Raw genomic sequence first — 24,031 nt, 5'->3', positions numbered from 1 at the left:
GAGGTTGCGAGCAGGGATATGTCGCGCGAATTGCCCGTGGTGCGGCGTTATTCTTCCCGACATGCAGACGACGCGGACGGCGCGGCTCCTGATCGTGGTCGGGCTGCTGTTGTTTACGGCCGGCTGTGCCGAAGAGATCGCCGGCACCGCCCGTCCCGATCCCGTCACCGCCCCGTTGGCTCTGTCGGCCGACGGCTACGGCGTCGTCGCCGGATTCGACGACGCGCCGGTGCACATCGAGATCTTCACCGAGCCGCAGTGCACTCACTGCCATGAGCTTCAGCAGCAGTTCGGCGACCAGATCGCGTACTACCTGGCGGTGGGCGGGGTTCAGGTCACCTACCGCCCCCTCACGTTCCTCGACGAGGAGGGGCAGGGCTACTCGGCGGCCGTGGTCAACGCCATGTTCGCCGCCGCGGAACCCGCAGGCGACTCGACCACGTCAGGTGTGCAGTTCCAGCACTTCGTCGAAGAGCTGTGGGCACAGCAGGATCCGGGCGGCCCGGCGTTCACCGGAGACGAGCTGCGCACCATCGCACGCAGTGCAGGGCTGCCCGAACCCGTCGCCGACACCATCTCCCAGGCCAAGGAGGTGGTCGACGTCGACGAACTGGAGCAGGCCAATTTCGAGTTGCTCTACACCGCGGATCCGGTCGACACCGGCACCCCGACCGTCGTCGACCTGAACTCCGGGGAGAAGGTCGACATCTCCGACGCCGACTGGCTCGATCAGCTCGTCGCGCCCTGAGTCGGAGCGTCCTGGTTTTCCAGGCGGCGCTGCACCGCCGCGGTGACGCCCAACGCGGCACCGGCGACCAGCCATGCCAGGACCGCGATGGAACCTGCCGGGATGATCGCCAACGATGCATCGCGATCCCGTACCCGTACCAGATCCGGGTTGTTGGTGTCGTATTCGACGTAGATCTGCATGCCGTTCTCCAACTCGGACGGGTACAACACCCCCAGTTCCGGTCGGTAGGTCACCCTGTCGGGCGTGACGAATTCGATCGTCGACCGCCGCGGTCCGGCATCCAGGACAGTCGCTTCGGCGACACCCATGTGCCGCTCGATCTGGCGGTCGTCACGCCACGCACCCACCACCAGAAGCACCGACTGCAGCGTCACCAGGCACGCCACCACCACGATGCCGATCCGAATCCTGCGCAGCACCCGGCCCCGCCGCGTCTCCCCCGGCTCGCCGTAAAGATGCGGAATGATGAACTGCCACAACGCCTTCAGGCGCGCGAGCAGTGCCGTCACAGGGCAGCCTTGATCGACGCGTGCAGCGACCGCAGCGACGACCGGTCGGCTTTGACCTCGAACACCCGGATACCGTCGTGCGGTTCGTCGAGGGAGGCTGCGAGATCGGCGGCCTCGATCTGCCGGTTCTCCACGTGGTACGCACGACACAACGCGCCGACGTCGACGTCGTGCGGGGTGCCGAAGATGCGCGAGGACACGTCGGCGAAGCGCGGATCACCCTGCTCGAGCAGCTCGAAGATGCCGCCGCCGTTGTCATTCGACACCACGATCGTCAGCGCAGTCGGTATCGGCTCGGTCGGCCCGACGAGCAGGCCCGAGCTGTCGTGCACGAACGTGAGGTCACCGATCAGCGCGACGGTGCGCCCGCCCGTCGCGCGTTCATGGGCCAGGGCCGCCCCGATGGCCGTCGACACGGTGCCGTCGATCCCGGCGACGCCCCGATTGGAGCGGACCGTGACGTCGGGGGTGTTGAAGCCGACCAACGCGATGTCGCGCACCGGATTGCTTGCGCCGAGGACCAATTGGTCGCCCGGCCGCACCGCGTCGGCGACGGCTTCGGCGACATGGAGCCCGGTGGTCAGCGGGTGGGCGGCGAGCTGACCGCGCACCGCCTCGCAGGCCTGCCGGTGGGCCCGCGCGCACCGGTCGCGCCACTCCTGGCTCGGCTCACCTGAGGTGACCGCGCGCGTGCCCGTCGCCTGCGAGTTACCCGACACGTCCGGCCACCGCGGCCCGGTGGTCAACGCGTACACCGGAATCGACGGGTCGGCCAGCAGCGCCGACACGGGACGGTGCAACGTCGGCCGGCCCAGCATGATCACCTGCTGGGGACGAATCAGGTTCAGCGCCAACGGATGCAACGGGTTGGCGGCATACGGAGCGGTCGGCTCGGCGACCGTGGGCAGATGCGCGAGGTTCGGATGCCCGCCGGCGCCGTGGCCGGCGATCACCACGGTGTCCGGGGTGATGTCGATGTCCAGCGGCTGGTCGAACGTGACGGGCGGGGTGATCGTCCACGGCCGCCCGCCGGGACGGCCTTCGGGAGCGTAGGGCTCGCCGGGTTCGTCCACGGGGGGCACCAGCGGTTCGCGCAGCGGGATGTCGAACTGCACGGGCCCCGCGTTGGCCGACCGCGCGCCCGTCGCGGCGACCAGCACCCGGCACGTCGCCGACCGCCACTGGGCGTTGAGGGAGGCCATCTTCTCCGGGACGTCCTCGGCCAGGCCGAGGCTGATGTTGGCCCGCATCTGGGTGCCGAAGTAGCCGAGCTGTTCGAAGGTCTGGTTGGCCCCGGTGCCGAGCAGCTCGTAGGGCCGGTTCGCACTGAGCACGATCAGCGGGACGCGGGCGTAGTTGGCCTCCACGACGGCAGGCCCGAGGTTGGCCACCGCGGTGCCCGACGTCATCGCCACGCACACCGGCGCGCCTTGCGCGACAGCGAGGCCGATGGCCAGGAAGCCGGCGGTGCGCTCGTCGATGCGGACGTGCAACCGCAAGCGGCCGGCACGGTCGGCGTCGTGCAGGGCGAAGGCGAGCGGAGCGTTGCGCGAGCCCGGGCACAGGACGACGTCGCGGACGCCGCCGCGGACGAGCTCGTCGACGACCACCCGAGCCTGCGCGGTCGAGGGGTTCACCACTACAGGGTATCGGCGAAGAAATTGAGGATCGCGGTGTTGACCACCTGCGGCTTCTCGATGAAGCCGAGGTGTCCGGTGCCGGGGATCTCCAGGAACGTCGCGTTCGGCATCGCGTTGGCCACCTCGCGGCCGAGGTAGGCGGGCAGCACGACGTCGTCGGCGAACCCGATCACCAGCGCCGGGGTCTGCACGTTCTGGTAGGCGGCCAGCCGGCTGCTCTGCGGCGCGATCGACAGCTGAGTGCGCATCCCCGGGGTCGGCTTCTGCGGCCACATCGTGAACATGTCGATCCAGTCGCGCACCGCGTTGCCGTCGTTCAGCGTCTTCGGCGAAAAGCTTTCCAGCAGGCGCACTTTGGCTTCGAACTCGACAGGGAGCTCGATCCCCGATGCGGCCAGCGCCTCCTCGCCGCGCCAGAAGAAATCCCGGGCGCGGTCGTGGCGGCCGCGGGTGGCCATCAGCACCGCCGAGCGCACGAGATCGGGGCGCGCCACCATCAGCTCCTGGGCGATGTAGGAGCCCATCGACAGCGCGACGATGCGCACCGGGGCCAGGCCCAGCTTCTCGATGATGTCGACGACATCGCCGACCATCGTCTCGGTCGTGAACCCGTCGGCGTTCTCCGTGGCGCCCACCCCGCGGTTGTCGAACGTCACACAGCGGTAGCCCGCGCGGGCGAAGACCGGCACCTGATGCAGATGCCAGGTGCGACCTGCGCCCCCACGACCCGCGATGAAGAGCACCGGATCGCCGGTACCGCGATCGTCGTAGGCCAAATTCACCCCGCAATCGTACGAATCGGGCGCGCCAACCGACATGCGGCGTCGGTTTGCGCGCCGGATTCGCCGGGAGTGGAACCGTTCGCGCGTCGTGTGCGTCCCACCTGACGTGCTCAGCGATTATCTGCGCGACCAGGACGGCGTGATCACCCTCGACCAGGCGCGATCGGCCGGTCTTAGCGGACGGGCAGTGCGCCATCGCGTGCAATCGGGCCGCTGGCGCAGAACCGGACGGGGCGTGTACTTCGTCGATGACCGTCCGTTCACCGACGCAGCCCGGGTCCGCGCGGCCGTCTGGGGTTACGGTGCCCGCTCGGCTGCCAGCGGACTGACCGCAGCCTGGTGGCATGGATTGACACATTTCGTACCGGAGAGGCTCGAGGTGACGGTGCCGCGTGACAGCCACGGTCGACGGCACGATGGGACACGCGTGCGACGACGTGACTTGATGCCGCCCGACGTGGTCGAGCTGCGGGGCGTACGGGTGACCGCCCTGCCGCTGACCGTCGTGGAAGCCGCTGCGCGACGTCGCGACGGCGCCAAGCTGATGGACAACGCGCTGCAGCTACGTGTCGATGTACACAGCCTGTGGCAGGCGCATCTGCGGAACAAGGGACGAACGGGTGCGCCCCGGGCACGGATGCTCCTGCACGCCGCATCCGATGGAGCCCGGTCCGAGGCGGAACGCCGTATTCACGGGCTGCTCCGCGGTGCCCGGATCACCGGGTGGAAAGCCAACTACCGCATCGGCAACTACCGGGTCGACATCGCGTTCGTTCGAGCCAAGGTGGCGATCGAGGTCGACGGCTTCGCCTTCCACAGCGGCACAGCGGAATTCCACCGTGATCGCAGCCGTCAGAACGACATCGTGTTGATGAACTGGCAGGTCCTTCGCTTCACGTGGCTCGACATCGTCGAGTATCCGGAGAAGGTGATCGCGACTGTTCGGGCCGCGATTTCGGCGCGCTGACCGACGCTCAGTGTCGATTGGCGCGCCGGATTCGCGCGAGGGCGGCATCCCACATCAGGCCGCCGGCCGCCGCGAGCGACGCGGGTTTGGCCAGGTCGCGGCTCATCAGCGCAGTGGCGGCGGCCTTGGTCGACGCGGACGCCTTCGACATGTGCCCGGAGTCGAACGGCGGTTGCGGGTCGTACTCCATCGACAGCTGGATGACCTTGGCCTTGGCCTCGCCGCCGATGCGGCCGGTCAGCCACAAGCCCAGGTCGATGCCCGCCGAGACGCCGGCGCAGGTGACGATGCGCTCGTCGGCGGCCACGATCCGCTCGTCGCCGACCGGCGTCACCCCGAACGTCCGCAGCACCGGCAGGGCCGCCCAGTGCGATGTCGCGCGCTTCCCCGTGAGCAGGCCGGCGGCGGCCAGGATCACCGACCCCGAGCACACCGACGCCGTCCACGTCGACGTCTCGTGGGCGTGGCGCACCCACTCGAGCACCTTCTTGTCGCGGGCGTGCTCGAGTGTGGTCATGCCGCCGGGGATCAGCACGATGTCCGGCGCCGGGGTCTCGTCGAAGCTGTGGGTGGCCCCGACGAGCAGCACCTGCGAATCCGCGGCGATGGGCCCGGGCTCATGCCAGACGAAGCGGACCTCGGTGTCGGGCAGCCATCGCAGGCATTCGTAAGGTCCGATGAAGTCCAGGGCAGTGAACCCGGGATAGAGCACGATCGCGACCTGCATGGTCGAAACTCCCTTCAGGCGAACGCTTTTCGATACTGATCGGGGGACACACCGAGACGGCGGACGAAGTTGCGGCGCAGCGTCTCGGCCGAGCCGAATCCGCACCGCGCGGCGATCACCGTGACGGGATCGTCGGTCTCCTGCAGCTGGCGGCGGGCCGCCTCGACGCGGACCCGCTCGACATAGGCGCCGGGCGCCTCACCCACCTCGTCGGTGAACACGCGGGTGAAGTGCCGCGGGCTCATCGCCGCGCGCCGGGCCAACTCGGCGATGCTGTGCGCGTCGCCGGGCGCGGCGTCGATGGCCTCCTGCACGTCGCGGATCGGGGTGCGGCGGGCGCGTGGCATCCACACCGGCGCCGCGAACTGCGTCTGCCCGCCCGGCCGGCGCAGGTACATCACCAGGTGACGGGCCACTGTCTGCGCGGCGTTGGTGCCGAGATCGTCTTCGACGAGCGCCAACGCGAGGTCGATGCCAGCCGTCACGCCCGCGGCCGTCCACACCCGCTCGGAGCTGCGGACGAAGATCGGGTCCGGGTCGACGGTGATCGCCGGGAACTCCGATGCCAGCTGCGGTGCGAACGCCCAATGCGTGGTGGCCACGCACCCGTCCAGCAACCCGGCCTCGGCAGCCAGCACTGCGCCGCTGCACACGCTGACGACGCGCCGGGCGTGCGGCGCGACAGCGGCGATCCAGTCGATGACGGCGGGGTCCTTGCGGGCGACCTCGGTGCCGGCACCGCCGGGCAGCACGACGGTGTCGATCGGCGCGGCGGGATCGGGCAGCGGATTCGCCACCAGCGTCAGGCCGGTGCCGGTGCTGACCGGTGCGCCGCCCGCGGAGACGACGCACACGTCATAGCCGTCTACCCCGAGGCTGCCGGCGTACAGCGACGCCCCGGTGAACACGTCGAACGGACCGATCATGTCGAGCGCCTGCACACCCTCGAAGCCGAGGATCACAACCTGCCGCGCCATGGTCCTCAGTCTCGGGGACTGTGGTCGTGGCGTCCAGGCCATGCATCCCACAGATCAGGACACGAGCGGCCAGCACTCCCGGATGCGCTCGATCCACCACTGACGGCGCCGGGGGTCTGCCGCCAGGGCGCTCAACCGCGCCGGGTCCGGCGTCACCGCCGTCGCGGGAAGGAACCCGTCGACGGGCGGCGCCGGCTCGGCCACGTCCTCGACGAACAGGCTGCCGGTGCCCAGCCCGCAGGCGTGCGGCAGCCGCGGCAGGCAGCCGGCCGCGACGAGGCCCGCGCCGATGCCGACCGCCGAGTCCAGGGCGCTCGACACCACGATCGGGATGTCGATCTGTGCGGCGATCGCCAGCATGGCCCGGACCCCGCCCAGCGGGGCAACCTTGAGCACCGCGATGTCGGCAGCCTGCGAGCGCACCACGTGCAGCGGATCCTCGGCCTTGCGGATGCTCTCGTCGGCCGCGACCGGAACATCGACGCGGCGACGCACTTCGACCAGCTCAGGGACCGTCGCGCAGGGCTGTTCGAGGTACTCCAGCGGCCCATCGGTGGTCAGTGCCGCGGCGGCGGCGACGGCGTCCTCGACGGTCCAGCCGCCGTTGGCGTCGACGCGAACGGTGGGTACGAGCGCGCGCACGGCGTTGACACGGGCGACGTCGTCGGCCAGCGATTGCCCGGGTTCGGCGACCTTGACCTTGGCGGTGCGGGCACCGGGGAACCGGGCCAGTACCTCCGGGACCTGCCCGGCAGACACCGCGGGCACCGTCGCATTGATCGGGATGCTGTCTCGCTGCGTCGGCGGCAGCGGTTGATTCGCGGCCTCGAGCGCGGCGGCCAGCCAGTGCGCGGCCTCGGCGGGGCCGTATTCGACGAACGCGCCGAACTCGCCCCAGCCGGCCGGGCCTTCTATCAGCGCGACCTCTCGCGTGGTGATGCCGCGGAACCGCACGCGCATCGGAAGGGCGACGACGTGCACACGGTCGAGGAGGTCGGCGAGATCCATCTCGTCGATCATCGGCCATCCCCGGGTTGCGCCTGGGTGAAGGCCGCCGCGATCGCGTCGAGCCCCTGAACCAGCGCGCGCCGGTCCCGCTCGGTCAGCCCGGCGCCCGCCGCGGCGACCCGCTGTCCGAGGGGGCGGTAGATGTCGGCGAGCGCACGCCAGGTGGCGTCCCGGAGCGCGACCATCACACTGCGCCGGTCACGCTCGGCGGCGCGACGCTCGACCAGGCGTGCCGCTTCGAGACGATCGACGAGCGCGGTCACCGATCCGCGCGACAGTCCGAGGTGTTCGGCCAGCCACGCCGCGCTGCGCGGGCCCTCCTCGAGCGCATTGAGCGCCCGCAGATCGCTGCGCCCGATCCTCAGCGCCCGGCATGCCGCTTCGTCGAAATTCTCCATGGCGCGCCAGAGGTCGCGACATGCCGTCAGAACGTCCGCACCGCTGTCCACCATGATTCGATCAACGTATCATTCGATCATCGAATCATTCAGGAGGTGCCATGCGCTGGACCGATAGTGTCCTCATCGCCCGCCCCGTCGCCGCGGTACAGAGGGCGATCGCCGATGAGCACGAATTGCTGAAGTGGTCGGCGTGGCCGGACGCCACCGGCTACCGCTGCCGCATCGACGGCGACGGGCGCAGCCCCGGATCGGCGATCGTGTTCACCGACACCAAGGGGGTCACCCAGGGTCGTCAGGTGCTCCACGCCGCCGACGAGCGGACGGTCGACTACCGGTTACGCAATCGGGGGCCCGGTGGCCGGGAGATGACTCCGCAGCTGACCTTCCGCCTGGAGGACATCGATGGCCGGCACACGCGGGTTCACCTGGACTTCAGCGCCACGGCACCACTGCCACCGGGTCTGCGCCAGCTGGTGGAGGCAGCGATGGCGCGTCGGGTCCGCCGCCTCCACATCAAGGATCTCGAGCAGCTCAAGGCGTACGCAGAAGAACGAGAAGTCCGGTGATGTCCTTTTCCGTTCGTCGCGATCGTCTTACTGATGTGATCCCAACAGTGGGACCGCCCGAACGAAGGAGAACACGATGCCCCAGTACGCCGCCATCATCTTTTCCGCCGACGTCGACTGGACGGCGCCTGAGCACGCGGCCACCATGGCCGAGTATGGCGAGTTCGGCGCGGCCCATGGCGCCTCGATTCGCGGTGGAGCCGCGTTGTACCCCACCGCGACGGCCACCACGGTGCGGGTGCGCGGCGCTCGCGGCGGCGAGGTCGTGCTCAGCGACGGCCCGTACGCCGAGACAAAGGAAGCGTTGACCGGCTTCTACCTCCTCGAGGCCGCCGATCTCGACGAGGCTCTGCGAATCGCCGCGGACATTCCCGCCGCGTGGGGCGGAGCAGTGGAGGTCCGTCCGGTGATCGAATTCGGGGAGTGAACCGGGCAGATCAACAGCTTGCCGAGACGGTCCGGGCCGAGGGTGCGCGCATCCTCGCCACGCTGGTCCGGAAGCTCGGCGATCTGCACCTGGCCGAGGATGCCGTGCAGGACGCGATGCTGCGGGCTCTGGCCCAATGGCCCGTCACAGGCGTTCCCGACTCCCCGAGGGCGTGGCTGACCGTCACTGCCCGGCGAGCAGCCATCGACGTCTTGCGCCGGGAGACGGCGCGCACGTTCAAGGAGCGAGCCGCTGTGGATCTCCACGTCGACGACGATCCCCTGGAGCACATCGTCGAGGATGACATACTGCGGCTGATCTTCACCTGCGCACATCCGTCCCTCGGCCTGCCCGCCCAGGTCACCCTTGCGCTGCGAACGCTGTGCGGGCTGTCGACAACCCAGATCGCGTCGGTGCTGCTGACCAGCGAGGCAGCCGTGGCCAAGCGACTGACTCGGACGCGCGCCAAGATCGCCCGCGCCGGAATTCCGTACCAGGTGCCATCAGCAGCGGAATTGCCGTCACGACTCGCGGCAGTCTGCGCGGTCGTGTACACCCTCTACACCAGCGCGCACACCGCGACATCGGGTCCACACCTCAGCGATGTCGACGGCTGCCGGGAAGCCGTGCGACTCGCCCGTCTGGTGGTCGAGCTGATGCCTGATGAGGGGGCGCCCATGTCCCTGCTGGCACTGTTGCTACTCACCGAGGCCCGTCGCGGCGCGCGCACCGACCCTGACGGGCATCCGGTGGTTCTGGCCGATCAGGACCGCGCCAGATGGGACCGCGCGGCGATCGACGAGGGGTCCCGGCTGCTCGCAGCATCGCTGCGGCGCTCCGACGGCATCGCCGATCCCTACCAGCTGCAAGCTGCCATCGCGATGGAGCATGCGCGCGCCACGTCGTACCGCGACACCGACTGGGCCGAGATCGTCCGGCTCTACACCCTGCTGACAGAGGTGGCACCGAGCCCCGCCAACCGAGTGGCACGGGCCGTCGCCATCGCCGAGATGTCGGGCCCCGCGGCGGGACTACGGGCACTCTCCGACATCGATCTCGACCACCGCGGACACGCCGTTCGCGCCGAGTTGCTCGCCCGGGAGGGGCGCTTCGCCGAGGCCATCGAGCAGATGTCTGCCTCACTCGCCGGGCCCCTCAGCACCGCGGAAGCCGATCATCGGCGGGCTCTCATCGCACAATGGACGCCTCCGACGATGTGACCGCCTATCCGATCGCGTCGCGGCGACGAAGAAAGATTGCGTCGAGTGCGACGCGGGTAGATCGCCGATATGCCGAGGAGCACGTTGTGAATCCGATCCTGAAGTTCGCCAGCCAGCTCGGTGAGTCTGCGCTGTCCATCGTCGGCGTGCGGACCGTCGAGGAACCCCACTACATCAAGCGGCCGCTGACCGATCGGGTGGAGATCCGCCAGTACGGCTCGCGGATCGCTGCCGAGACCACGGTGACCGGCGAGAAGCAGAAGGCTCTCAACGCCGGCTTCCGGCGGCTGGCCGGCTACATCTTCGGCGGCAACCACCGCGACACCGAGATCGCGATGACCGCGCCGGTGAGCCAGTCCGTCAGAAACGGGGACAGCGAGGAGATCGCGATGACCGCGCCCGTCTCGCAGACCGGGAACGCCGAGGACGGTTGGACGGTCCGGTTCTTCATGCCGTCGAGGTGGTCGATGGAAACGCTGCCGCAGCCCGACGACGAGAACGTCCGGCTGGTCACCGTGCCACCGCAGACGGTCGCAGTGCTGTCGTTCACCGGCGATCGCAGCGCGGGAGCCGTCGCCGCCCGCAGCGAGGAACTCCGAACGACGCTGCGGGACAACGGTATCGAACCCAAAGGCGAGACGACCGCGTGGTTCTACGATCCCCCGTGGACGCTGCCGTTCCGGCGGCGCAACGAGGTCGTCGTCACCATCTAGGGAGCTAGACCGTCGTGCGGTCCCGGCCGTCCCAATGCGGTTTGCGCAGCTCCTTCTTCAAGACCTTGCCGGTGGGATTGCGAGGTAACTCGTCGGTGATGTCGATGGTCTTGGGGCACTTGTAGGCCGCCAGGCGCTCGCGGGCGAACGCGATCAAGTCCTTTTCGGACACCTCCTGTTCGACCACCACCACCGCCTTGACCACCTCACCCCACTTCTCGTCGGGGACACCGATCACCGCGACCTCGACCACGGCGTCGTGCTCGGCGAGCACGCGTTCGACCTCGATCGAGTAGATGTTCTCGCCGCCCGAGATGATCATGTCCTTGAGGCGGTCCTCGACGAAGATGAAGCCGCCGTCGTCGACCCGGCCGATGTCCCCGGTGCGGAACCAACCGTCCTCGGTGATCGCCTCGGCGGTGGCGTCGGGCTTGTTGTGGTAGCCCTTCATCAATTGCGGTGAGCGGAACCACAACTCGCCCTGTTCACCGGCGGGCACGTCCTCGAGCGTGTCGGGATCGACCACGCGCACCTCGGCGTTGGGCACCAGTGTCCCTGCGCTGGAAAGCCGTTCCTCCCGGCCGGGATCGCGGTGCGCCTCGGGGAGCAGGTGGCTGATCACCCCGCACAGTTCGGTCAGGCCGTAGGCCTGGATAAAATCCGTGTCCGGCCAGGCCTCGAGCGCCCGCCGCAGCAGTGGCAGCGGCATCGGAGACGCGCCGTAGCCGTAGGTCTTCAGCGACGCGAACAGCTTCACGGCGTCCTCACCGGAGTCGAGCACCTTGGCCAACACCGCCGGGACGAGGAAGGTTCGGTTGGCGCCCTTGAAGATGGCGCCGGCCAGCGATGCGCCGTCGACCTCGCGGGTCATCACGCTCGGGAACCCGTCGTGGATCGCGAACTGCGCGTAGGACGAACCGCCGACGTGGAACAGCGGCATCGACACCATGTTCTTGTCGCCCTCGTCGAACTCGAACCCCTCGTGGGCGTTGACGGTGTGGGCGATGATGTTGGCCTGGGTGAGCTCGACGCCCTTCGGGCGGCCGGTGGTGCCCGATGAGTACATGATGATCGCGACGTCGTCGGGTTCGACATCGTCGGAGCGCTGCACCGGTGTCGCGGCCTCCAGGACCTTCTCGTACTCGTCGTCCCCCTCGGGCGTCACCGAGATGACGTGCTCGATGTTGGTGAGCTTGTCGCGGATCTTGTCGATCGACGCCATGAACTCCTTGCCTGCGATGAGCACCTTGGCGTCGGAGTCGTTGAGCACGTAGTCGAGTTCGTCGGCGGCGAGGCGGAAGTTGATGATCGCGGTGGCCGCACCCAGAGACGCGGCGGCGATGGTCAACTCGACGCATGCGGGATGGTTCTTGTCGAGGAACGCGACGACGTCGCCGCGCGTGACGCCACGCTCGGTGAGCGCGCCGGCGAGCCGCCGGATGCGGTCGTCCCACTGCGCCCAGGTCCAGTTCCGGTCGAGATAGTCCATCGCCTCCGCGTCGGGCTGGGTCGCGGCCCAGTGGGCGACGCGTTCGTCGAGGAAGCGGGGTTCGGGCAGATCAGCCATGGGCAGCAGCGTGCCACGCCGGTGCTCGTCGGAACCGTCGTTTGGGCGGATCCGAGGCTTGGTCAGAACTGGAACACGTTCTAGTCTGGAGCACATGACCGATCTGCTGCGGCACCCCGTGCACTCCGGACACCTCACCGTCGGCGCCCTCAAGAGGCACCGCGACCGGCCCGTGCTGTTCCTCGGCGACACGACGCTCACCGGCGGTGAGCTGGCCGATCGCATCAGCCAGTACATTCAGGCGTTCGAAGCGCTGGGCGCCGGCACGGGTGCCGCAGTGGGGTTGTTGAGCCTGAACAGGCCCGAGGTGCTCATGATCATCGGCGCCGGGCAGACCCAGGGATACCGCCGCACGGCACTACACCCTCTCGGCTCACTCGACGATCACGCCTACGTGCTGTCCGACGCCGAGGTGACGTCGTTGATCATCGACCCGAACCCGATGTTCGTCGAACGTGCGCTGGGGCTGCTCGACAAGGTGCCGTCGTTGAAGCAGATCCTGACCATCGGCCCGGTGCCGTCCGAGCTTGCCGACGTCGCGGTGGACCTGAGCGCCGAAGCCGCGAAGTACCCGCCCCGGCCACTGGTGGCCGCGGACCTGCCGCCCGACCACATCGGCGGCCTGACCTACACCGGCGGCACGACAGGCAAGCCCAAGGGCGTCATGGGGACGACGCAGTCGATCACCACGATGACGACCGTGCAGCTGGCCGAGTGGGAGTGGCCGGAGAACCCGCGCTTCCTGATGTGCACACCGCTGTCGCACGCCGGCGCGGCGTTCTTCACCCCCGTCGTCGTCAAGGGTGGCGAACTGATCGTGCTGACCAAGTTCGACCCGGCCGAGGTGCTGCGGGTGATCGAGGAGCAGAAGATCACCGCGACCATGCTGGTGCCGTCGATGATCTACGCGCTGATGGATCATCCGGACTCGCACACGCGGGACCTGTCGTCGTTGGAAACCGTGTATTACGGTGCGTCGGCGATGAATCCGGTGCGCCTGAAGGAGGCGATCCGCCGGTTCGGCCCGATCTTCGCGCAGTACTACGGGCAGTCCGAAGCGCCGATGGTGATCACGTATCTGTCGAAGAAGGACCACGACGAGAAGCGGCTGACCTCGTGCGGACGGCCGACGTTGTTCGCGCGGGTGGCGTTGCTCGGCGACGACGGGCAGCCGGTGCCGCAGGGCGAGGTGGGTGAGATCTGCGTGTCCGGGCCGCTGCTGTCGGGCGGGTACTGGAAGCTGCCCGACGCGACGGCGGAGACGTTCCGCGACGGGTGGATGCACACCGGCGACCTGGCTCGCGAGGACGAGGACGGCTTCTACTACATCGTCGACCGGACCAAGGACATGATCGTCACCGGCGGCTTCAACGTGTTCCCGCGCGAAGTGGAAGATGTTGTGGCAGAGCATCCTTCGGTAGCGCAGGTGTGTGTGATCGGCACACCCGACGAGAAGTGGGGCGAAGCGGTGACAGCCGTGGTGGTGCTGCGGCCCGACGCCGCGTCCGACGAGGGTGCCGTGGCGACGATGATCGGCGAGATCCAGGCTGCGGTGAAGGATCGCAAGGGCTCGGTGCACACGCCCAAGCAGGTGGTGGTGGTCGACTCCGTGCCGGTGACGGCGCTGGGCAAGCCGGACAAGAAGGCGGTGCGGGCGCAGTTCTGGGAGGGCGCGGGGCGGGCCGTCGGCTGACGATGCGGCGAGGGACGAGCCGAGGAGGAAGCCGACAATCAGGCAGCGTCGGCTGACGATGGGTTCGCTCGGTTGCGGCGAGCGCGCGCGAAATGCCAGAAATTCGCGGCGTGTTGCGTGCAGACGCGCGCGCTCGCCGAACTAGGCGCCCGGGATGTTGGTGCGCGTCGCGACGGAGTCGGGGCCTGCGGTGTCGAAGACGTCGATGACGACGTCGTCGTCGCGGTACCCGCCGAGACGGTGCAGGCCGGCCGCCCGCGTGATGATGTCGTTGGCCTCGTCGCCGGTCATCGGATAGTCCTCGACCGCATGCCGCCAGTGCGCGGCCACGACCGTGGCAGGGCGTGGCAGCCGCGGTACCTCACGCTCCAGCACCGTTCGCAGAGTCTCCGGCTGCAGGTAGTAGCACACCTCTGAGAGCACCACCAGATCGAAGGGCCCGCTCGGCCATGGGGCGTCGATCGACCCGCGTCGCAGATCGGCGCGGCCGATCATGCGCGACCCGGCCAGACGTCGGTGCGTGGCGTCCAGCGCCGCGACGCTCACATCGATCGCGGTGATCCTGTCGCAGCGGTGCAGCAGCCGCTCGGTGAGCACCCCGACCGAACAGCCCGGTTCGAATGCGTGGCGATAGCGCCGATACGGAAGCACCGCCGTCGTGATCGCGTACTTGCGCTCCTCGTACCAGCGCGTGCCGAGCGACCACGGGTCCTCCGCCTCGGCGTACATGCGGTCGAAGAAGTCGTCGGGGAGTCGGGCACTCAACAGAACGCCACTTCGCCGACCGTCAGCAGCCGATGCAGCACCTCGGGCGGCAACACCGGATCACCGCCGGGAGTGGGTGCGGCGTACTGACTTTCGAAGCACCGCGCGGCCTGCCGCTTGGTCTCCAGCGCCTCGGCGGTGAGCCGGGCCATCCGCGCCCGCTGCCACGGGACGGCGATGTCGCCCGGAAACGACCAGTGCCACATCCACACCGGATACTCCACCAACACCGCACCCGTCTGCGCAATCGCGGCCGCCGCGGCCCGCCCGACCGCCTCGTGATCGGGGTGACCATCCCCGCGCCACGGTGCCGCGCACCAGGTCCCCGCCGGCTTCCCGTCGAGGATCTCGACCAGCAGATCGGTGAGCCGTCCCTCGTGCTGGGCCACCCGCCCGTCAGGCAGCCCGAGGCTCACCGGTGCGTACATGCCCAATACTGTTGCTGCCCTGCGCAGTTCGTCGCGTCGCGTCCGCTCGAGCTGGTATCTCTGCAAGACGGACAATTCCGGGTAGGCCGCCCCGCCGTCGGTGGCCGAGATGATCTGCGTGCGCACGCCGGCCCGCGCGAGCAGCGACGCGGTCGCGCCGAAACCGAGTGTCTCGTCGTCCGGATGCGCTCCGATCACGACGAGTTCCGGACACCCGGTGAGGTCGAGTTCCGGCAACTGCAGCTCGGCGTCGACCCAGACGCGGGTGGGAGTACCGCCGTCCGGGACGGGCTGCGCGGCGAATCTGGTTCCGTTGCCGACCTGAGCCGCCGTCACGCCGAGGCTCCTGCCAGTTGACCGAGACGTTCCAGGTCGCGCTCGGCGTGGCTCTGACGAACGTAGACCGACAGGTCGGCCACCCGTCGCGCATGCTCACCGTCCAGGGCCAGCGGTGCGGGGCCCAGCGCGCGGGCGGTCCGCCCGATGGCCTCCTCCACCGCGGTCTCGGCGGCAGCCCTCGCGCGGCGAGCCCACAGCTCGGCAGGCGCCGCAGGGTCGGCGTCGACGGCGGCGGCGGTGAGGGCCAGGGTGGCGTCCGCGGCGGCGAGCGCGGCGTCGACTGCGCCCAGGTGCGCGAGCGCGTGCGGATCCGCGATGCCGGCAGCTGCCCGACGGTAGAGAGGCTGCGCCACCGCGCGTGCGCCGCCCAGCCAGCACGCCGCCACGCCCGCGCCACCCTGCCAGAATCCCGGTCGGCTCAGGTACTCCCCCGGCCCCCCGACCGCCACCGCGGGAGTGTTCTCGAAACGCACCGAGCGGGTGTCGGATTCGGCCATCCCCGCCGCCTGCCAGGTACTCGGCAGCTGATGCACCCCGGCGGCGCCGAGGTCGACCGCGAACAGGCCGCGCTCGCCGTCGGCCAGCCGTGCCGTCACCAAGGCATGCGAGCACAGCCCCGCCCCGGAGCACCACGCTTTCACCCCGTCGAGCCGGAGCGCGTCACCGTCGCCGGTGGCCACAACCACCGCATCGGGAGGTTCTGCCGCCCACACGCCCCACCACTGTCCTGGCTCCGGACGGGGCCCGCCCAATTCGGCGAGGATCGCGACAGCATCGGCGTGCGCCTCGGCCAACCGGCCGGCCGTCACGTCCTGCTCGGCCATCGCCGCCAACCGCCGCCACCGCTGCCGGGTCTCACCGCGACCGGGCAGGGGCAGGTCGAGTTCGCCTGCGGCCAGCCAGCGCTCGACCAGCCCGACACTCACGAGGCGGCTTTTCGGGACAGCCCCCGCAGGTGCGCGGCGAAGCCGCCCGGTGCGCGACCATCGACACGATCCGACGTCGCCACCGACAGTCCCCGGTCCCGGTGGACCAGCAGCCGTGCCGACAGGAAACGTTCCACCAGGTCGGCATCCTCTGCCGTCGCGAGAGCCCGAAAGCCGCCGACCTGCCAGTAGGCCGAGGCGCGGAACCCCATGTTCGCGCCGTGCACGTGCGAATGCCCCGGCCCGTCCGCGTTGTAGGCACGCAGGTAACGGCGTACCACTGCGGCAGAAAGATTGCGCCACAACGGAACCCGCACCACACCGAGCACCATGTCGGCACCGGGGGCAGTCATCCTGATCAGCCAGTCGGGGCTGACGACGCTGTCGGCGTCCGTCGTGGCGTACCAGGTCGTCGGCCCGTCGTCGCACAGTGTGCGTGCGTACTCGAAGCCCGCGGCACGTGCGGCACCGACATTGCCCGCGTCGACCGACACGACGTGGACGTCGGGGCCGAACTGCCCGGCCAGTGTCTCGCTGCCGTCATCGCAGGCATCGAGCACGACGACGATCGACACCGGCACGGACACGCACAACGCCGCGGTGGTCAGCGCGCGCAGGCACTCGGGCAGCTGATCGATCTCGTTGTGGGCCGGCACCACGACCACGATCTGCTGCAGAGACCACTCCTGGGTGCGCATACCGCTTAGTTAGCCGCAAAACCTCGGTTTCACACCTGGCACGATGGTCGACGTGGCCGACTCCGTGACCGACGTGGATGCAGTGCTGTTCGACTTCTCCGGCACCCTGTTCCGGCTCGAGGAAGACGACAGCTGGTTCGAGGGCATGACCCTCGAGGACGACAGGGTCGTGGACGCGCATGTCCAGGCCGAGCTGGTGCACCGACTGACCGCACCCACCGGGCGCACGGTGTCGATGACCCCCGAGGCGCTCGACGCGTGGGTCAACCGGGACCTCGCGCCGCATCTACATCGCGAGGCGTACCTGCACGTCCTGCGCGAATCCGGGCTGGCTCGCCACCACGCGGAAGCCTTGTACGCCAAGGTGATCGACCCTGCCTACTGGACGCCCTACCCCGACACCGCGACCGTCCTGGCCGGGCTCACGGAGCGAGGCATCAAGACCGCGGTGGTGTCCAACATCGCCTTCGACATCCGGCCAGCCTTCGACGCGCTCGGTGTCGCCGACGATGTCGACGTCTTCGTGCTGTCGTTCGAAGTGGGCGCGACCAAGCCGGACCCGGCGATTTTCAGCGCCGCCCTGGAGCAGCTCGGGGTGCCCGCCGAGCGGGCCCTGATGGTCGGCGACAGCGACGAGGCAGACGGAGGTGCCCGCGCCCTGGGCTGCCGGTTCGCGCTCGTCGACCCGCTGCCCACCCAGGATCGGCGCGACGGTCTGGTCGCGGCGCTGTGGGCACACGGAATCCCGCTGTAGCGTCGAACACCATGGCGAATCCCAAGCCTGCGAATCCCCGTCCGCCGTGGTGGCTCAAGCCGATGAACAAGGTCCTGATGGCGGCGACGCGGATCGGGATCATTCGAGACGGGCCGATGGTGCTCACGGTGACGGGCCGCACGTCCGGCCAGCCCCGGTCGACGCCGATCACGCCGTTCGAGGTGGACGGCCGCCGTTACGTCGTCGGCGGATTCCCCGGGGCCGACTGGGTGCGCAATGCGCGAGCCAACCCCGAGGCGGTGCTCACGCAGGGGAAGACCCGCGAACATGTCCGGATGGTCGAGCTGTCCGCCGAGGAAGCCCGTCCGCTGCTGCGGCAGTTCCCCGTGCTGGTGCCGACCGGGGTGAGCTTCATGCGCAACGCCGGATTGGTCACCGGCCCCAACCCTGATGAGTTCGAGGCGCTGGCCGGGCGCTGCGCGGTCTTCCGGTTCGATACCGTCTGACGGGTGAGCAACCCGTTCGATTCCAGTCTGTGGCAGCCGGTCGCCGGCTTCGACGACCTGACCGACATCACCTACCACCGGCACGTCAGCCAGCCGACCGTGCGCGTCGCATTCGACCGGCCGGAGGTGCGCAACGCGTTCCGCCCGCACACCGTCGACGAGTTGTATCGCGCCCTCGACCACGCCCGGATGAGCTCCGACGTCGGGACCGTGCTGCTGACCGGGAACGGCCCGTCGCCCAAGGACGGCGGCTGGGCGTTCTGCTCGGGCGGTGACCAACGCATCCGCGGCCGCTCGGGCTATCAGTACGCCTCGGGCGACACCGCCGAGACCGTCGACCCGGCGCGCGCCGGCCGGCTGCACATCCTCGAGGTGCAGCGCCTGATCCGGTTCATGCCGAAGCCGGTGATCTGTCTGGTCAACGGCTGGGCCGCCGGCGGCGGCCATTCGCTGCACGTGGTGTGCGACCTGACGCTGGCCTCGCGCGAGCACGCCCGGTTCAAGCAGACCGACGCCGATGTCGGCTCGTTCGACGCCGGGTACGGATCGGCGTATCTGGCCAGCCAGGTCGGGCAGAAGTTCGCCCGCGAGATCTTCTTTCTCGGCCGGCCCTACACCGCCGAGCAGATGCACGCGATGGGCGCGGTCAACGAGGTCGTGGACCACGCTGAGCTGGAAACCGCTGCGCTGCAGTGGGCCTCGGAGATCAACGGGAAGTCACCGCAGGCGATCCGGATGCTGAAGTATGCCTTCAATCTTCCCGAGGACGGGCTGGTGGGCCAGCAGCTCTTCGCCGGGGAAGCGACCCGGCTGGCGTACATGACCGACGAGGCCGTCGAGGGGCGTGATGCGTTCCTGGAGAAGCGCGACCCCGACTGGACCCCGTTCCCCCGCTACTTCTGACAGCAGGAGATCCCCATGGCACGCAATCCGCTGCGGCGGCTCGCCGAGCAGGTCGTGTTGACGAGCATGCGGCCGCCGCTGATCCCCACCTTGCTGCAGTATCGGCCCGACCGGGAGATCGTCGACCTGGCCGGCAAGCGCATCCTGTTGACCGGCGCCTCATCGGGCATCGGAGAGGCCGCGGCTGAGAAGCTGGCCCGCCGCGGCGCGACGGTGATCGCGGTGGCCCGCAGGCAGGAGCTCCTCGACGAGCTGGTCACCCGCATCACCGTCGCCGGGGGCAGCGCGCGCGCCCACGCCTGCGATCTGTCCGACCTCGACGCGATCGACGCGCTGGTCGACACCGTCGACGCCGAGTTCGGCGGCGTCGACATCCTGGTGAACAACGCCGGGCGCTCGATCCGCCGGCCGTTGGAGGAGTCCCTGGAGCGGTGGCACGACGTCGAACGCACGATGACGCTCAATTACTACGGCCCGATGCGGCTGATCCGCGGCCTGGCGCCCGGCATGCTCGAGCAGGGAGATGGGCACATCATCAACGTCTCGACCTGGGGCGTGAAGACCGAGTCGCCGCCGCTGTTCGGGGCGTACAACGCCTCAAAAGCGGCGCTGTCGTCGATCAGCAGGATCATCGAAACGGAGTGGGGTGACCGGGGCGTACGCGCCACGACGCTGTTCTATCCACTGGTGAAGACTCCGATGATCGCCCCGACGCGCGCCTACGACGGGCTGCCCGGCCTCTCGGCGAGCGAGGCGGCAGGCTGGATCGTCACCGCCGCGCGGCATCGCCCCGTCAGCATCGCCCCCCGCATCGCCGTCACCGCGCACGCGATCAACAGCATCGCCCCCGCCGCGGTCGACACGATCATGAAGCGTCAGCGCATGCAGCCGCGGCAGTGACGTTCGCGGGCCTGGCGGACGTCGTTCGGGGGCACGCCCGGCAGCGTCCCGACGCCCCGGCGCTGGGCGTCGACGACCGCACCATCACCTACGGCGAGCTCGACGCCCGCTCCAACCAGGTGGCCCAGGCGTTCGCCGCCATGGGTGTGGGCCGCGGTGACCGGGTCGCCTTCATCGACCGCAACGGCGCCGAGTTCTTCGAGGTGATGTTCGGGCTCGCCAAGCTGGGGGCCGTCGGTGTGCCGGTGAACTGGCGGCTCGCACCGGCGGAGATGGCGCACGTCCTCGCCGACTGCGAAGCCACCGCCGTCGTCGTCGGCGCCGACTTCTTCGCCCACGTCGAGGCCATCGAGGCACACCTGAGCCGGCACGTCATCGCGATCGGCGCCCACCCCCGCTGGCCGGCCTTCGACGACTGGCTGCACGCCCACCCCGCCACCGATCCCGGCGTGGTCACCGGCCCCGACGACCTCGTCCTGCTGATGTACACCTCGGGGACGACGGGCCGGCCGAAGGGCGCGATGCTCTCCAACGCCAACTACGTCTGCAAGACCCGCGGCGTGGCGGGCCCGTGGCTGCTGGACCCCGGCGCGGTCAGCATGGCCGTGATGCCGCTGTTCCACATGGCCGGCTCCGGCTGGGCGTTCGCCGGGCTGTGGCACGGCGCGCGGACCGTGGTGCTGCGCGACGTCGACCCGGTGGCGATCCTCGACGCGATCGACACCCATCGCGTCACGAACATGCTGGTGGTGCCGGCGGTGGTGCGGATGCTGCTCGACACCCCGGGCATCGCGACGGCCGACGTGTCGAGCCTGCGGATCGTGGTGTTCGGCGCGTCCCCCATCAGCGACGATGTGCTGCGGCGCGGGGTGGAGCGGTTCGGCGCAGTGTTCGCCCAGGTGTACGGGATGACCGAGACCACCGGCTCGATCACTCAGCTGGCGGCGTCCGAGTTGAGCGCCGAGACGATGCGCTCCTGCGGCACACCGTATCCGTGGGTGCAGGTGCGCATCACCGACCCCGACGGGCTGGACGTGCCGACCGGTGCCGTTGGTGAGGTGTGGACGAAGTCGCGGCAGAACATGCTGGGGTACTGGCAGAACCCGGAGGCCACCGCGGCGACACTGACCCCCGACGGCTGGCTACGGACCGGCGACGCCGGCTACCTCGACGCCCGAGGGCGGCTGTACCTGCACGACCGCATCAAGGACATGATCGTCACCGGCGGGGAGAACGTGTACCCCGCCGAGGTGGAGAACGTGCTGATGACCCATCCCGACGTGGCCGACGTCGCCGTGATCGGGGTGCCCGACAATCGGTGGGGAGAGGCGGTCAAAGCCGTCGTGGTGCCCGCGGCGGGAGCACACCCGAGCGAGCACGCCCTCATCGACTTCGCGCGCGGGCATCTCGCGGGCTTCAAGCTGCCCAAGAGCGTCGACTTCATCGATGCGCTACCCCGCAACCCGAGCGGCAAGATCCTGAAACGAACTGTGCGAGAACCCTATTGGCGAGGCGAGAGCCGGCCCGTCGGCTGACGTGATAGACACGGGCCATGGAGATCCTGGCCAGCCGGGTGCTGTTGCGGCCCGCGGATTACGACCGCTCGCTGGCGTTCTACCGCGACGGCCTCGAGTTGGCGATCGCCCGCGAGTATCCCGGGGGCACCGTGTTCCACGCCGGCCAGTCTCTGATCGAGATCGCCGGGCACGGGGCGCCGACCGCGGGGGCACCGCCGTTCCCCGGGGCGCTGTGGCTGCAGGTCCGTGACCTGGCCGCGACCCAGGAGGCGTTGCGTCAGCGCGGGATTCAGATTGCTCGCGAAGCGCGGCAGGAGCCGTGGGGGTTGCTCGAGATGCACGTCCACGACCCGGACGGGGTACTGCTGATCGTCGTCGAAGTGCCCGACGAGCACCCGCTGCGTCGCGACACCCGCGGCTAGCGCGCCGGCGCCGCCAACGGCCAGCCGACCGATGCCAGGCGGGATGCGACCTGGTGCATCTCCTCCGGGTTGGGTTCTTTGTCGGTGACCACGTGAATGGCCGCACGGATCTCCTGCTCGGTGACCTCGTCGGAGTCGGACCCCTTGAGGACGGTCTGAGCCGCCTTCACGACCTCTTCCTCGGTCAGCGTGCGCGAGAGCAGCGCCAGCAACGGAAAGTAGTCCTTCTGCGGCACACCCTGCGGATAGCCGTCGTGCAGCCAGGTCAGGATGTTGCTGAAACTGTTCTCGGGCATCGTGATCAGCTCACTTTCAGGGAAGGAAGGGGACGGGGTTGAACCCGAAGTGGTGGTTGATGGTGCCCTTGGTGATGTACAGGATGCCGATCACGATCACGACGGCGACGACGGCGAACAGCAACAGACCGAGTGCCTTGAGCGCCGGGTTGGGGGCGTCGACCGTTCCGTCCGCCTCGGCGCCGCCGGCTCCGCGGGAGTAGGCGACCAGCCCGACGGCGAACAGCGCGGGGAGGCCGGCACCGAGGACGAGGCCCACGGCGAGCACCTTGAGGATCGCTTCCAGATAGGACATGTACGTTCCTTGTCTCGTTACCCGGTTAGACCGAGGCAGCGGGCTTGTCTGTGGCCTTGTCGGCGGCCTGGGTGAGGGCGCGCGCGTCGGCGGGGACCACCGAGTTGGTGGCCTCGTCCCAGTCGGCGTTGACGTTGTGGTGGTTGACCTTCTGCTGCTGGGCCCGCCAGTACATGTAGCCCGAGAGGGCCACCAGGACGACGAAGATCAGACCGTCACCGGCCAGCGCGTTACCGGTCACCTTCTCGACCATGTGCGAGAGCCAGAACGAGAGCGCGCCGACGATACCTGCGGCGGGCAGCGTGATCACCCATGCGGTGGCCATCCGGCCGGCGACGGCCCAGCGCACCTGCGCGCCGGGCTTGCCGACACCGCTGCCCAGGATGGAGCCGGTCGCGACGTGGGTGGTGGACAGCGCCATGCCCGCGGCGCTGGAGGACAGGATGATCGCGGCCGACGACGCCTCGGCGGCCAGGCCCTGCGGGGCCTCGATCTCGACCAGGCCCTTGCCCAGGGTGCGGATCACGCGCCAACCGCCGATGTAGGTGCCCAGTCCGATGGCCAGGGCGCAGGACGCGATGATCCAGAACGGCAGACCGTCCTCCTTCACGTTGCCGGTGAGGTGGCCGGTGGTGATCAACGCGAGGGCGATCACGCCCATCGTCTTCTGCGCGTCGTTGGTGCCGTGCGCGAGAGCGACGAGCGAAGCGGTGGCGATCTGGCCCCAGCGGAATCCCTCTTCACGGCGCTTCTTCAGGACGCTGCGGGTGAGGCGGTAGACGAGCCAGGTGCCGCATGCGGCGACCAGCCCGGCGATGAACGGCGCCGCCAGAGCGGGGATGACGACCTTGCTGATCACACCACTCCAGTTGACCCCGGAGGTGCCGAGCGCGGCGAGGCCGGCGCCGATGAGCCCGCCGAAAAGCGCGTGCGACGAGCTCGACGGGATGCCGAACAGCCAGGTGAGCAGGTTCCACAGGATGCCGCCGATGAGGCCGGCGAAGATGATCGTCAACCCCGTGGAGGCGTCGATCCCCGCCACCAGCGAACCGGTCTTGCTGTCCTGGATCTTGAGCACCGACGTGGTGACCGTGATCGCGACCTCGACCGACAGGAACGCACCGACGAGGTTGAGCATGCCGGCCAGGATCACCGCCGTCTTGGGCTTGAGCGCACCGGTCGCGATGGACGTCGCCATCGCGTTCCCCGTGTCGTGGAACCCGTTCGTGAAGTCGAATGCCAGCGCCGTGGCAATCAACAGCACGAGGATGATCAGCTCTCCGCTCATGGTGATGATTCTGCTGGCCCGCAATCGTTTTTGACTAATCGACACAGGCCCCCAACCGAGGTGCCACATGGCACTTTTTCCAAAG

28 protein-coding genes are annotated in these 24,031 nt (G+C 69.2%); 13 read left to right on the top strand and 15 right to left on the bottom strand.

The window, feature by feature from the left end; translation table 11 throughout:
- Nucleotides 1-61 precede the first annotated feature (61 nt).
- Entirely contained in the window at nt 62-748 is a 687-nt protein-coding gene (locus tag MHN84_RS14515; protein ID WP_241205234.1) for a thioredoxin domain-containing protein, read from the top strand.
- Here MHN84_RS14515 and MHN84_RS14510 read toward each other — a convergent pair.
- The 3 genes from MHN84_RS14510 to MHN84_RS14500 are packed head-to-tail and all read right to left on the bottom strand — an operon-like array spanning nt 730 to nt 3,682.
- On the bottom strand, nt 730-1,260 hold the full coding sequence (locus MHN84_RS14510) for a DUF3592 domain-containing protein (protein WP_241205233.1): 531 nt from the start codon (nt 1,258-1,260) through the stop codon (nt 730-732). The genes MHN84_RS14515 and MHN84_RS14510 overlap by 19 nt on opposite strands.
- A complete protein-coding gene (gene menD, locus MHN84_RS14505) occupies nt 1,257-2,897 on the bottom strand; it encodes a 2-succinyl-5-enolpyruvyl-6-hydroxy-3-cyclohexene-1-carboxylic-acid synthase (RefSeq protein WP_241205232.1) in 1,641 nt (546 codons plus the stop codon). Before menD ends, MHN84_RS14510 begins: the two co-directional genes overlap by 4 nt.
- Nucleotides 2,898-2,899: 2 nt before the next feature.
- A complete protein-coding gene (locus MHN84_RS14500; protein ID WP_241205231.1) occupies nt 2,900-3,682 on the bottom strand; it encodes an alpha/beta fold hydrolase in 783 nt (260 codons plus the stop codon).
- A 106-nt stretch (nt 3,683-3,788) separates the two neighbouring features.
- Here MHN84_RS14500 and MHN84_RS14495 point away from each other — a divergent pair, with 106 nt between their 5' ends.
- The gene (locus MHN84_RS14495) at nt 3,789-4,649 is read left to right on the top strand and encodes a type IV toxin-antitoxin system AbiEi family antitoxin domain-containing protein (protein ID WP_241205352.1); all 861 of its coding nucleotides are present in this window, start codon (nt 3,789-3,791) and stop codon (nt 4,647-4,649) included.
- 7 nt (nt 4,650-4,656) lie between these two features.
- Here MHN84_RS14495 and MHN84_RS14490 read toward each other — a convergent pair whose 3' ends face one another.
- The 4 genes from MHN84_RS14490 to MHN84_RS14475 are packed head-to-tail and all read right to left on the bottom strand — an operon-like array spanning nt 4,657 to nt 7,813.
- Nucleotides 4,657-5,376 (bottom strand): DJ-1/PfpI family protein, encoded by a 720-nt coding sequence (locus tag MHN84_RS14490; RefSeq protein ID WP_241205230.1) that lies wholly within the window; start codon nt 5,374-5,376, stop codon nt 4,657-4,659.
- Between the two features lie 14 nt (nt 5,377-5,390).
- Nucleotides 5,391-6,353, bottom strand: coding sequence for a GlxA family transcriptional regulator (locus MHN84_RS14485; RefSeq protein WP_241205229.1), 963 nt, complete (start codon nt 6,351-6,353; stop codon nt 5,391-5,393).
- Between the two features lie 54 nt (nt 6,354-6,407).
- Complete coding sequence (locus MHN84_RS14480) at nt 6,408-7,373, bottom strand: o-succinylbenzoate synthase (protein WP_241205228.1); 966 nt, start codon at nt 7,371-7,373, stop codon at nt 6,408-6,410.
- Nucleotides 7,370-7,813 carry a MarR family winged helix-turn-helix transcriptional regulator gene (locus MHN84_RS14475; protein ID WP_241205227.1) on the bottom strand — a complete coding sequence of 148 codons (444 nt, stop codon included), beginning with the start codon at nt 7,811-7,813 and terminating at the stop codon, nt 7,370-7,372. The genes MHN84_RS14480 and MHN84_RS14475 overlap by 4 nt, the downstream gene beginning before the upstream one ends.
- Before the next feature lie 47 nt (nt 7,814-7,860).
- Between MHN84_RS14475 and MHN84_RS14470 the strand changes: the two genes are divergently transcribed.
- The 4 genes from MHN84_RS14470 (at nt 7,861) to MHN84_RS14455 (ending at nt 10,688) form a co-directional block, all read left to right on the top strand.
- Entirely contained in the window at nt 7,861-8,328 is a 468-nt protein-coding gene (locus MHN84_RS14470; protein ID WP_241205226.1) for an SRPBCC family protein, read from the top strand.
- Nucleotides 8,329-8,473: 145 nt separating this feature from the next.
- Nucleotides 8,474-8,755 (top strand): YciI family protein, encoded by a 282-nt coding sequence (locus tag MHN84_RS14465; RefSeq protein ID WP_374238372.1) that lies wholly within the window; start codon nt 8,474-8,476, stop codon nt 8,753-8,755.
- Nucleotides 8,752-9,975 (top strand): RNA polymerase sigma factor, encoded by a 1,224-nt coding sequence (locus MHN84_RS14460; RefSeq protein WP_241205224.1) that lies wholly within the window; start codon nt 8,752-8,754, stop codon nt 9,973-9,975. The genes MHN84_RS14465 and MHN84_RS14460 overlap by 4 nt, the downstream gene beginning before the upstream one ends.
- Nucleotides 9,976-10,061: 86 nt before the next feature.
- Nucleotides 10,062-10,688, top strand: a complete 627-nt coding sequence (locus tag MHN84_RS14455) for a heme-binding protein (protein WP_241205223.1) — start codon at nt 10,062-10,064, stop codon at nt 10,686-10,688.
- 4 nt (nt 10,689-10,692) lie between these two features.
- On the opposite strand, the gene MHN84_RS14450 is transcribed toward MHN84_RS14455, so the two are convergent.
- Entirely contained in the window at nt 10,693-12,255 is a 1,563-nt protein-coding gene (locus tag MHN84_RS14450) for a long-chain-fatty-acid--CoA ligase (protein ID WP_241205222.1), read from the bottom strand.
- 94 nt (nt 12,256-12,349) lie between these two features.
- Here MHN84_RS14450 and fadD8 point away from each other — a divergent pair, with 94 nt between their 5' ends.
- Nucleotides 12,350-13,948, top strand: coding sequence for a fatty-acid--CoA ligase FadD8 (gene fadD8, locus MHN84_RS14445; protein WP_241205221.1), 1,599 nt, complete (start codon nt 12,350-12,352; stop codon nt 13,946-13,948).
- Between the two features lie 141 nt (nt 13,949-14,089).
- Here fadD8 and MHN84_RS14440 read toward each other — a convergent pair whose 3' ends face one another.
- The 4 genes from MHN84_RS14440 to MHN84_RS14425 are packed head-to-tail and all read right to left on the bottom strand — an operon-like array spanning nt 14,090 to nt 17,104.
- Nucleotides 14,090-14,713: an SAM-dependent methyltransferase gene (locus MHN84_RS14440; protein WP_241205220.1), complete on the bottom strand. Its 624-nt coding sequence runs from the start codon at nt 14,711-14,713 to the stop codon at nt 14,090-14,092.
- Nucleotides 14,710-15,477 (bottom strand): PIG-L deacetylase family protein, encoded by a 768-nt coding sequence (locus tag MHN84_RS14435; RefSeq protein ID WP_241205219.1) that lies wholly within the window; start codon nt 15,475-15,477, stop codon nt 14,710-14,712. Before MHN84_RS14435 ends, MHN84_RS14440 begins: the two co-directional genes overlap by 4 nt.
- Nucleotides 15,474-16,406 carry an acyl-CoA dehydrogenase family protein gene (locus MHN84_RS14430; protein WP_241205218.1) on the bottom strand — a complete coding sequence of 311 codons (933 nt, stop codon included), beginning with the start codon at nt 16,404-16,406 and terminating at the stop codon, nt 15,474-15,476. The genes MHN84_RS14435 and MHN84_RS14430 overlap by 4 nt, the downstream gene beginning before the upstream one ends.
- Entirely contained in the window at nt 16,403-17,104 is a 702-nt protein-coding gene (locus tag MHN84_RS14425) for a glycosyltransferase family 2 protein (protein WP_241205217.1), read from the bottom strand. Before MHN84_RS14425 ends, MHN84_RS14430 begins: the two co-directional genes overlap by 4 nt.
- 43 nt (nt 17,105-17,147) lie before the next feature.
- On the opposite strand from MHN84_RS14425, the gene MHN84_RS14420 reads away from it, so the two are divergent.
- Genes MHN84_RS14420 through MHN84_RS14395 form a run of 6 tightly spaced genes read left to right on the top strand, consistent with a single transcriptional unit; the run spans nt 17,148 to nt 22,067 of the window.
- The gene (locus MHN84_RS14420; protein ID WP_374238369.1) at nt 17,148-17,858 is read left to right on the top strand and encodes an HAD family hydrolase; all 711 of its coding nucleotides are present in this window, start codon (nt 17,148-17,150) and stop codon (nt 17,856-17,858) included.
- An 11-nt stretch (nt 17,859-17,869) separates the two neighbouring features.
- Nucleotides 17,870-18,325 carry a nitroreductase family deazaflavin-dependent oxidoreductase gene (locus MHN84_RS14415; protein WP_241205216.1) on the top strand — a complete coding sequence of 152 codons (456 nt, stop codon included), beginning with the start codon at nt 17,870-17,872 and terminating at the stop codon, nt 18,323-18,325.
- 3 nt (nt 18,326-18,328) lie between these two features.
- Nucleotides 18,329-19,228 carry a 1,4-dihydroxy-2-naphthoyl-CoA synthase gene (locus tag MHN84_RS14410; RefSeq protein WP_241205215.1) on the top strand — a complete coding sequence of 300 codons (900 nt, stop codon included), beginning with the start codon at nt 18,329-18,331 and terminating at the stop codon, nt 19,226-19,228.
- A 15-nt stretch (nt 19,229-19,243) separates the two neighbouring features.
- Complete coding sequence (locus tag MHN84_RS14405) at nt 19,244-20,128, top strand: SDR family oxidoreductase (protein WP_241205214.1); 885 nt, start codon at nt 19,244-19,246, stop codon at nt 20,126-20,128.
- Complete coding sequence (locus tag MHN84_RS14400; RefSeq protein ID WP_241205213.1) at nt 20,125-21,663, top strand: long-chain-fatty-acid--CoA ligase; 1,539 nt, start codon at nt 20,125-20,127, stop codon at nt 21,661-21,663. Before MHN84_RS14405 ends, MHN84_RS14400 begins: the two co-directional genes overlap by 4 nt.
- Before the next feature lie 17 nt (nt 21,664-21,680).
- Complete coding sequence (locus MHN84_RS14395; RefSeq protein WP_241205212.1) at nt 21,681-22,067, top strand: VOC family protein; 387 nt, start codon at nt 21,681-21,683, stop codon at nt 22,065-22,067.
- Here the strand turns inward: MHN84_RS14395 and MHN84_RS14390 are convergent.
- Genes MHN84_RS14390 through MHN84_RS14380 form a run of 3 tightly spaced genes read right to left on the bottom strand, consistent with a single transcriptional unit; the run spans nt 22,064 to nt 23,946 of the window.
- Nucleotides 22,064-22,363 carry a DUF3349 domain-containing protein gene (locus MHN84_RS14390; RefSeq protein ID WP_241205211.1) on the bottom strand — a complete coding sequence of 100 codons (300 nt, stop codon included), beginning with the start codon at nt 22,361-22,363 and terminating at the stop codon, nt 22,064-22,066. The genes MHN84_RS14395 and MHN84_RS14390 overlap by 4 nt on opposite strands.
- Before the next feature lie 16 nt (nt 22,364-22,379).
- A complete protein-coding gene (locus MHN84_RS14385) occupies nt 22,380-22,658 on the bottom strand; it encodes a hypothetical protein (RefSeq protein WP_241205210.1) in 279 nt (92 codons plus the stop codon).
- Nucleotides 22,659-22,683: 25 nt separating this feature from the next.
- On the bottom strand, nt 22,684-23,946 hold the full coding sequence (locus tag MHN84_RS14380; protein WP_241205209.1) for an inorganic phosphate transporter: 1,263 nt from the start codon (nt 23,944-23,946) through the stop codon (nt 22,684-22,686).
- Nucleotides 23,947-24,031: the final 85 nt, after the last annotated feature.

It is taken from the genome of Mycobacterium sp. PSTR-4-N (assembly GCF_022348085.1).
Taxonomy (GTDB): domain Bacteria; phylum Actinomycetota; class Actinomycetes; order Mycobacteriales; family Mycobacteriaceae; genus Mycobacterium.
Note: the sequence above shows the minus strand (reverse complement) of the source record. Positions and strands in the feature narration are given on the sequence as shown.

Excerpts from the sequence above, each read along its gene's own strand:
- MHN84_RS14405 (WP_241205214.1), top strand. The coding sequence starts at position 19,244 with ATGGCACGCAATCCGCTGCGGCGGCTCGCCGAGCAGGTCGTGTTGACG.
- MHN84_RS14450 (WP_241205222.1), bottom strand. The coding sequence starts at position 12,255 with ATGGCTGATCTGCCCGAACCCCGCTTCCTCGACGAACGCGTCGCCCAC.
- MHN84_RS14475 (WP_241205227.1), bottom strand. The coding sequence starts at position 7,813 with ATGGTGGACAGCGGTGCGGACGTTCTGACGGCATGTCGCGACCTCTGG.
- MHN84_RS14395 (WP_241205212.1), top strand. The coding sequence starts at position 21,681 with ATGGAGATCCTGGCCAGCCGGGTGCTGTTGCGGCCCGCGGATTACGAC.
- MHN84_RS14380 (WP_241205209.1), bottom strand. The coding sequence starts at position 23,946 with ATGAGCGGAGAGCTGATCATCCTCGTGCTGTTGATTGCCACGGCGCTG.
- MHN84_RS14420 (WP_374238369.1), top strand. The coding sequence starts at position 17,148 with ATGGTCGACGTGGCCGACTCCGTGACCGACGTGGATGCAGTGCTGTTC.
- MHN84_RS14390 (WP_241205211.1), bottom strand. The coding sequence starts at position 22,363 with ATGCCCGAGAACAGTTTCAGCAACATCCTGACCTGGCTGCACGACGGC.
- MHN84_RS14385 (WP_241205210.1), bottom strand. The coding sequence starts at position 22,658 with ATGTCCTATCTGGAAGCGATCCTCAAGGTGCTCGCCGTGGGCCTCGTC.
- MHN84_RS14485 (WP_241205229.1), bottom strand. The coding sequence starts at position 6,353 with ATGGCGCGGCAGGTTGTGATCCTCGGCTTCGAGGGTGTGCAGGCGCTC.
- MHN84_RS14415 (WP_241205216.1), top strand. The coding sequence starts at position 17,870 with ATGGCGAATCCCAAGCCTGCGAATCCCCGTCCGCCGTGGTGGCTCAAG.
- MHN84_RS14490 (WP_241205230.1), bottom strand. The coding sequence starts at position 5,376 with ATGCAGGTCGCGATCGTGCTCTATCCCGGGTTCACTGCCCTGGACTTC.
- MHN84_RS14515 (WP_241205234.1), top strand. The coding sequence starts at position 62 with ATGCAGACGACGCGGACGGCGCGGCTCCTGATCGTGGTCGGGCTGCTG.
- MHN84_RS14470 (WP_241205226.1), top strand. The coding sequence starts at position 7,861 with ATGCGCTGGACCGATAGTGTCCTCATCGCCCGCCCCGTCGCCGCGGTA.
- MHN84_RS14465 (WP_374238372.1), top strand. The coding sequence starts at position 8,474 with ATGGCCGAGTATGGCGAGTTCGGCGCGGCCCATGGCGCCTCGATTCGC.
- MHN84_RS14425 (WP_241205217.1), bottom strand. The coding sequence starts at position 17,104 with ATGCGCACCCAGGAGTGGTCTCTGCAGCAGATCGTGGTCGTGGTGCCG.
- fadD8 (WP_241205221.1), top strand. The coding sequence starts at position 12,350 with ATGACCGATCTGCTGCGGCACCCCGTGCACTCCGGACACCTCACCGTC.
- MHN84_RS14480 (WP_241205228.1), bottom strand. The coding sequence starts at position 7,373 with ATGATCGACGAGATGGATCTCGCCGACCTCCTCGACCGTGTGCACGTC.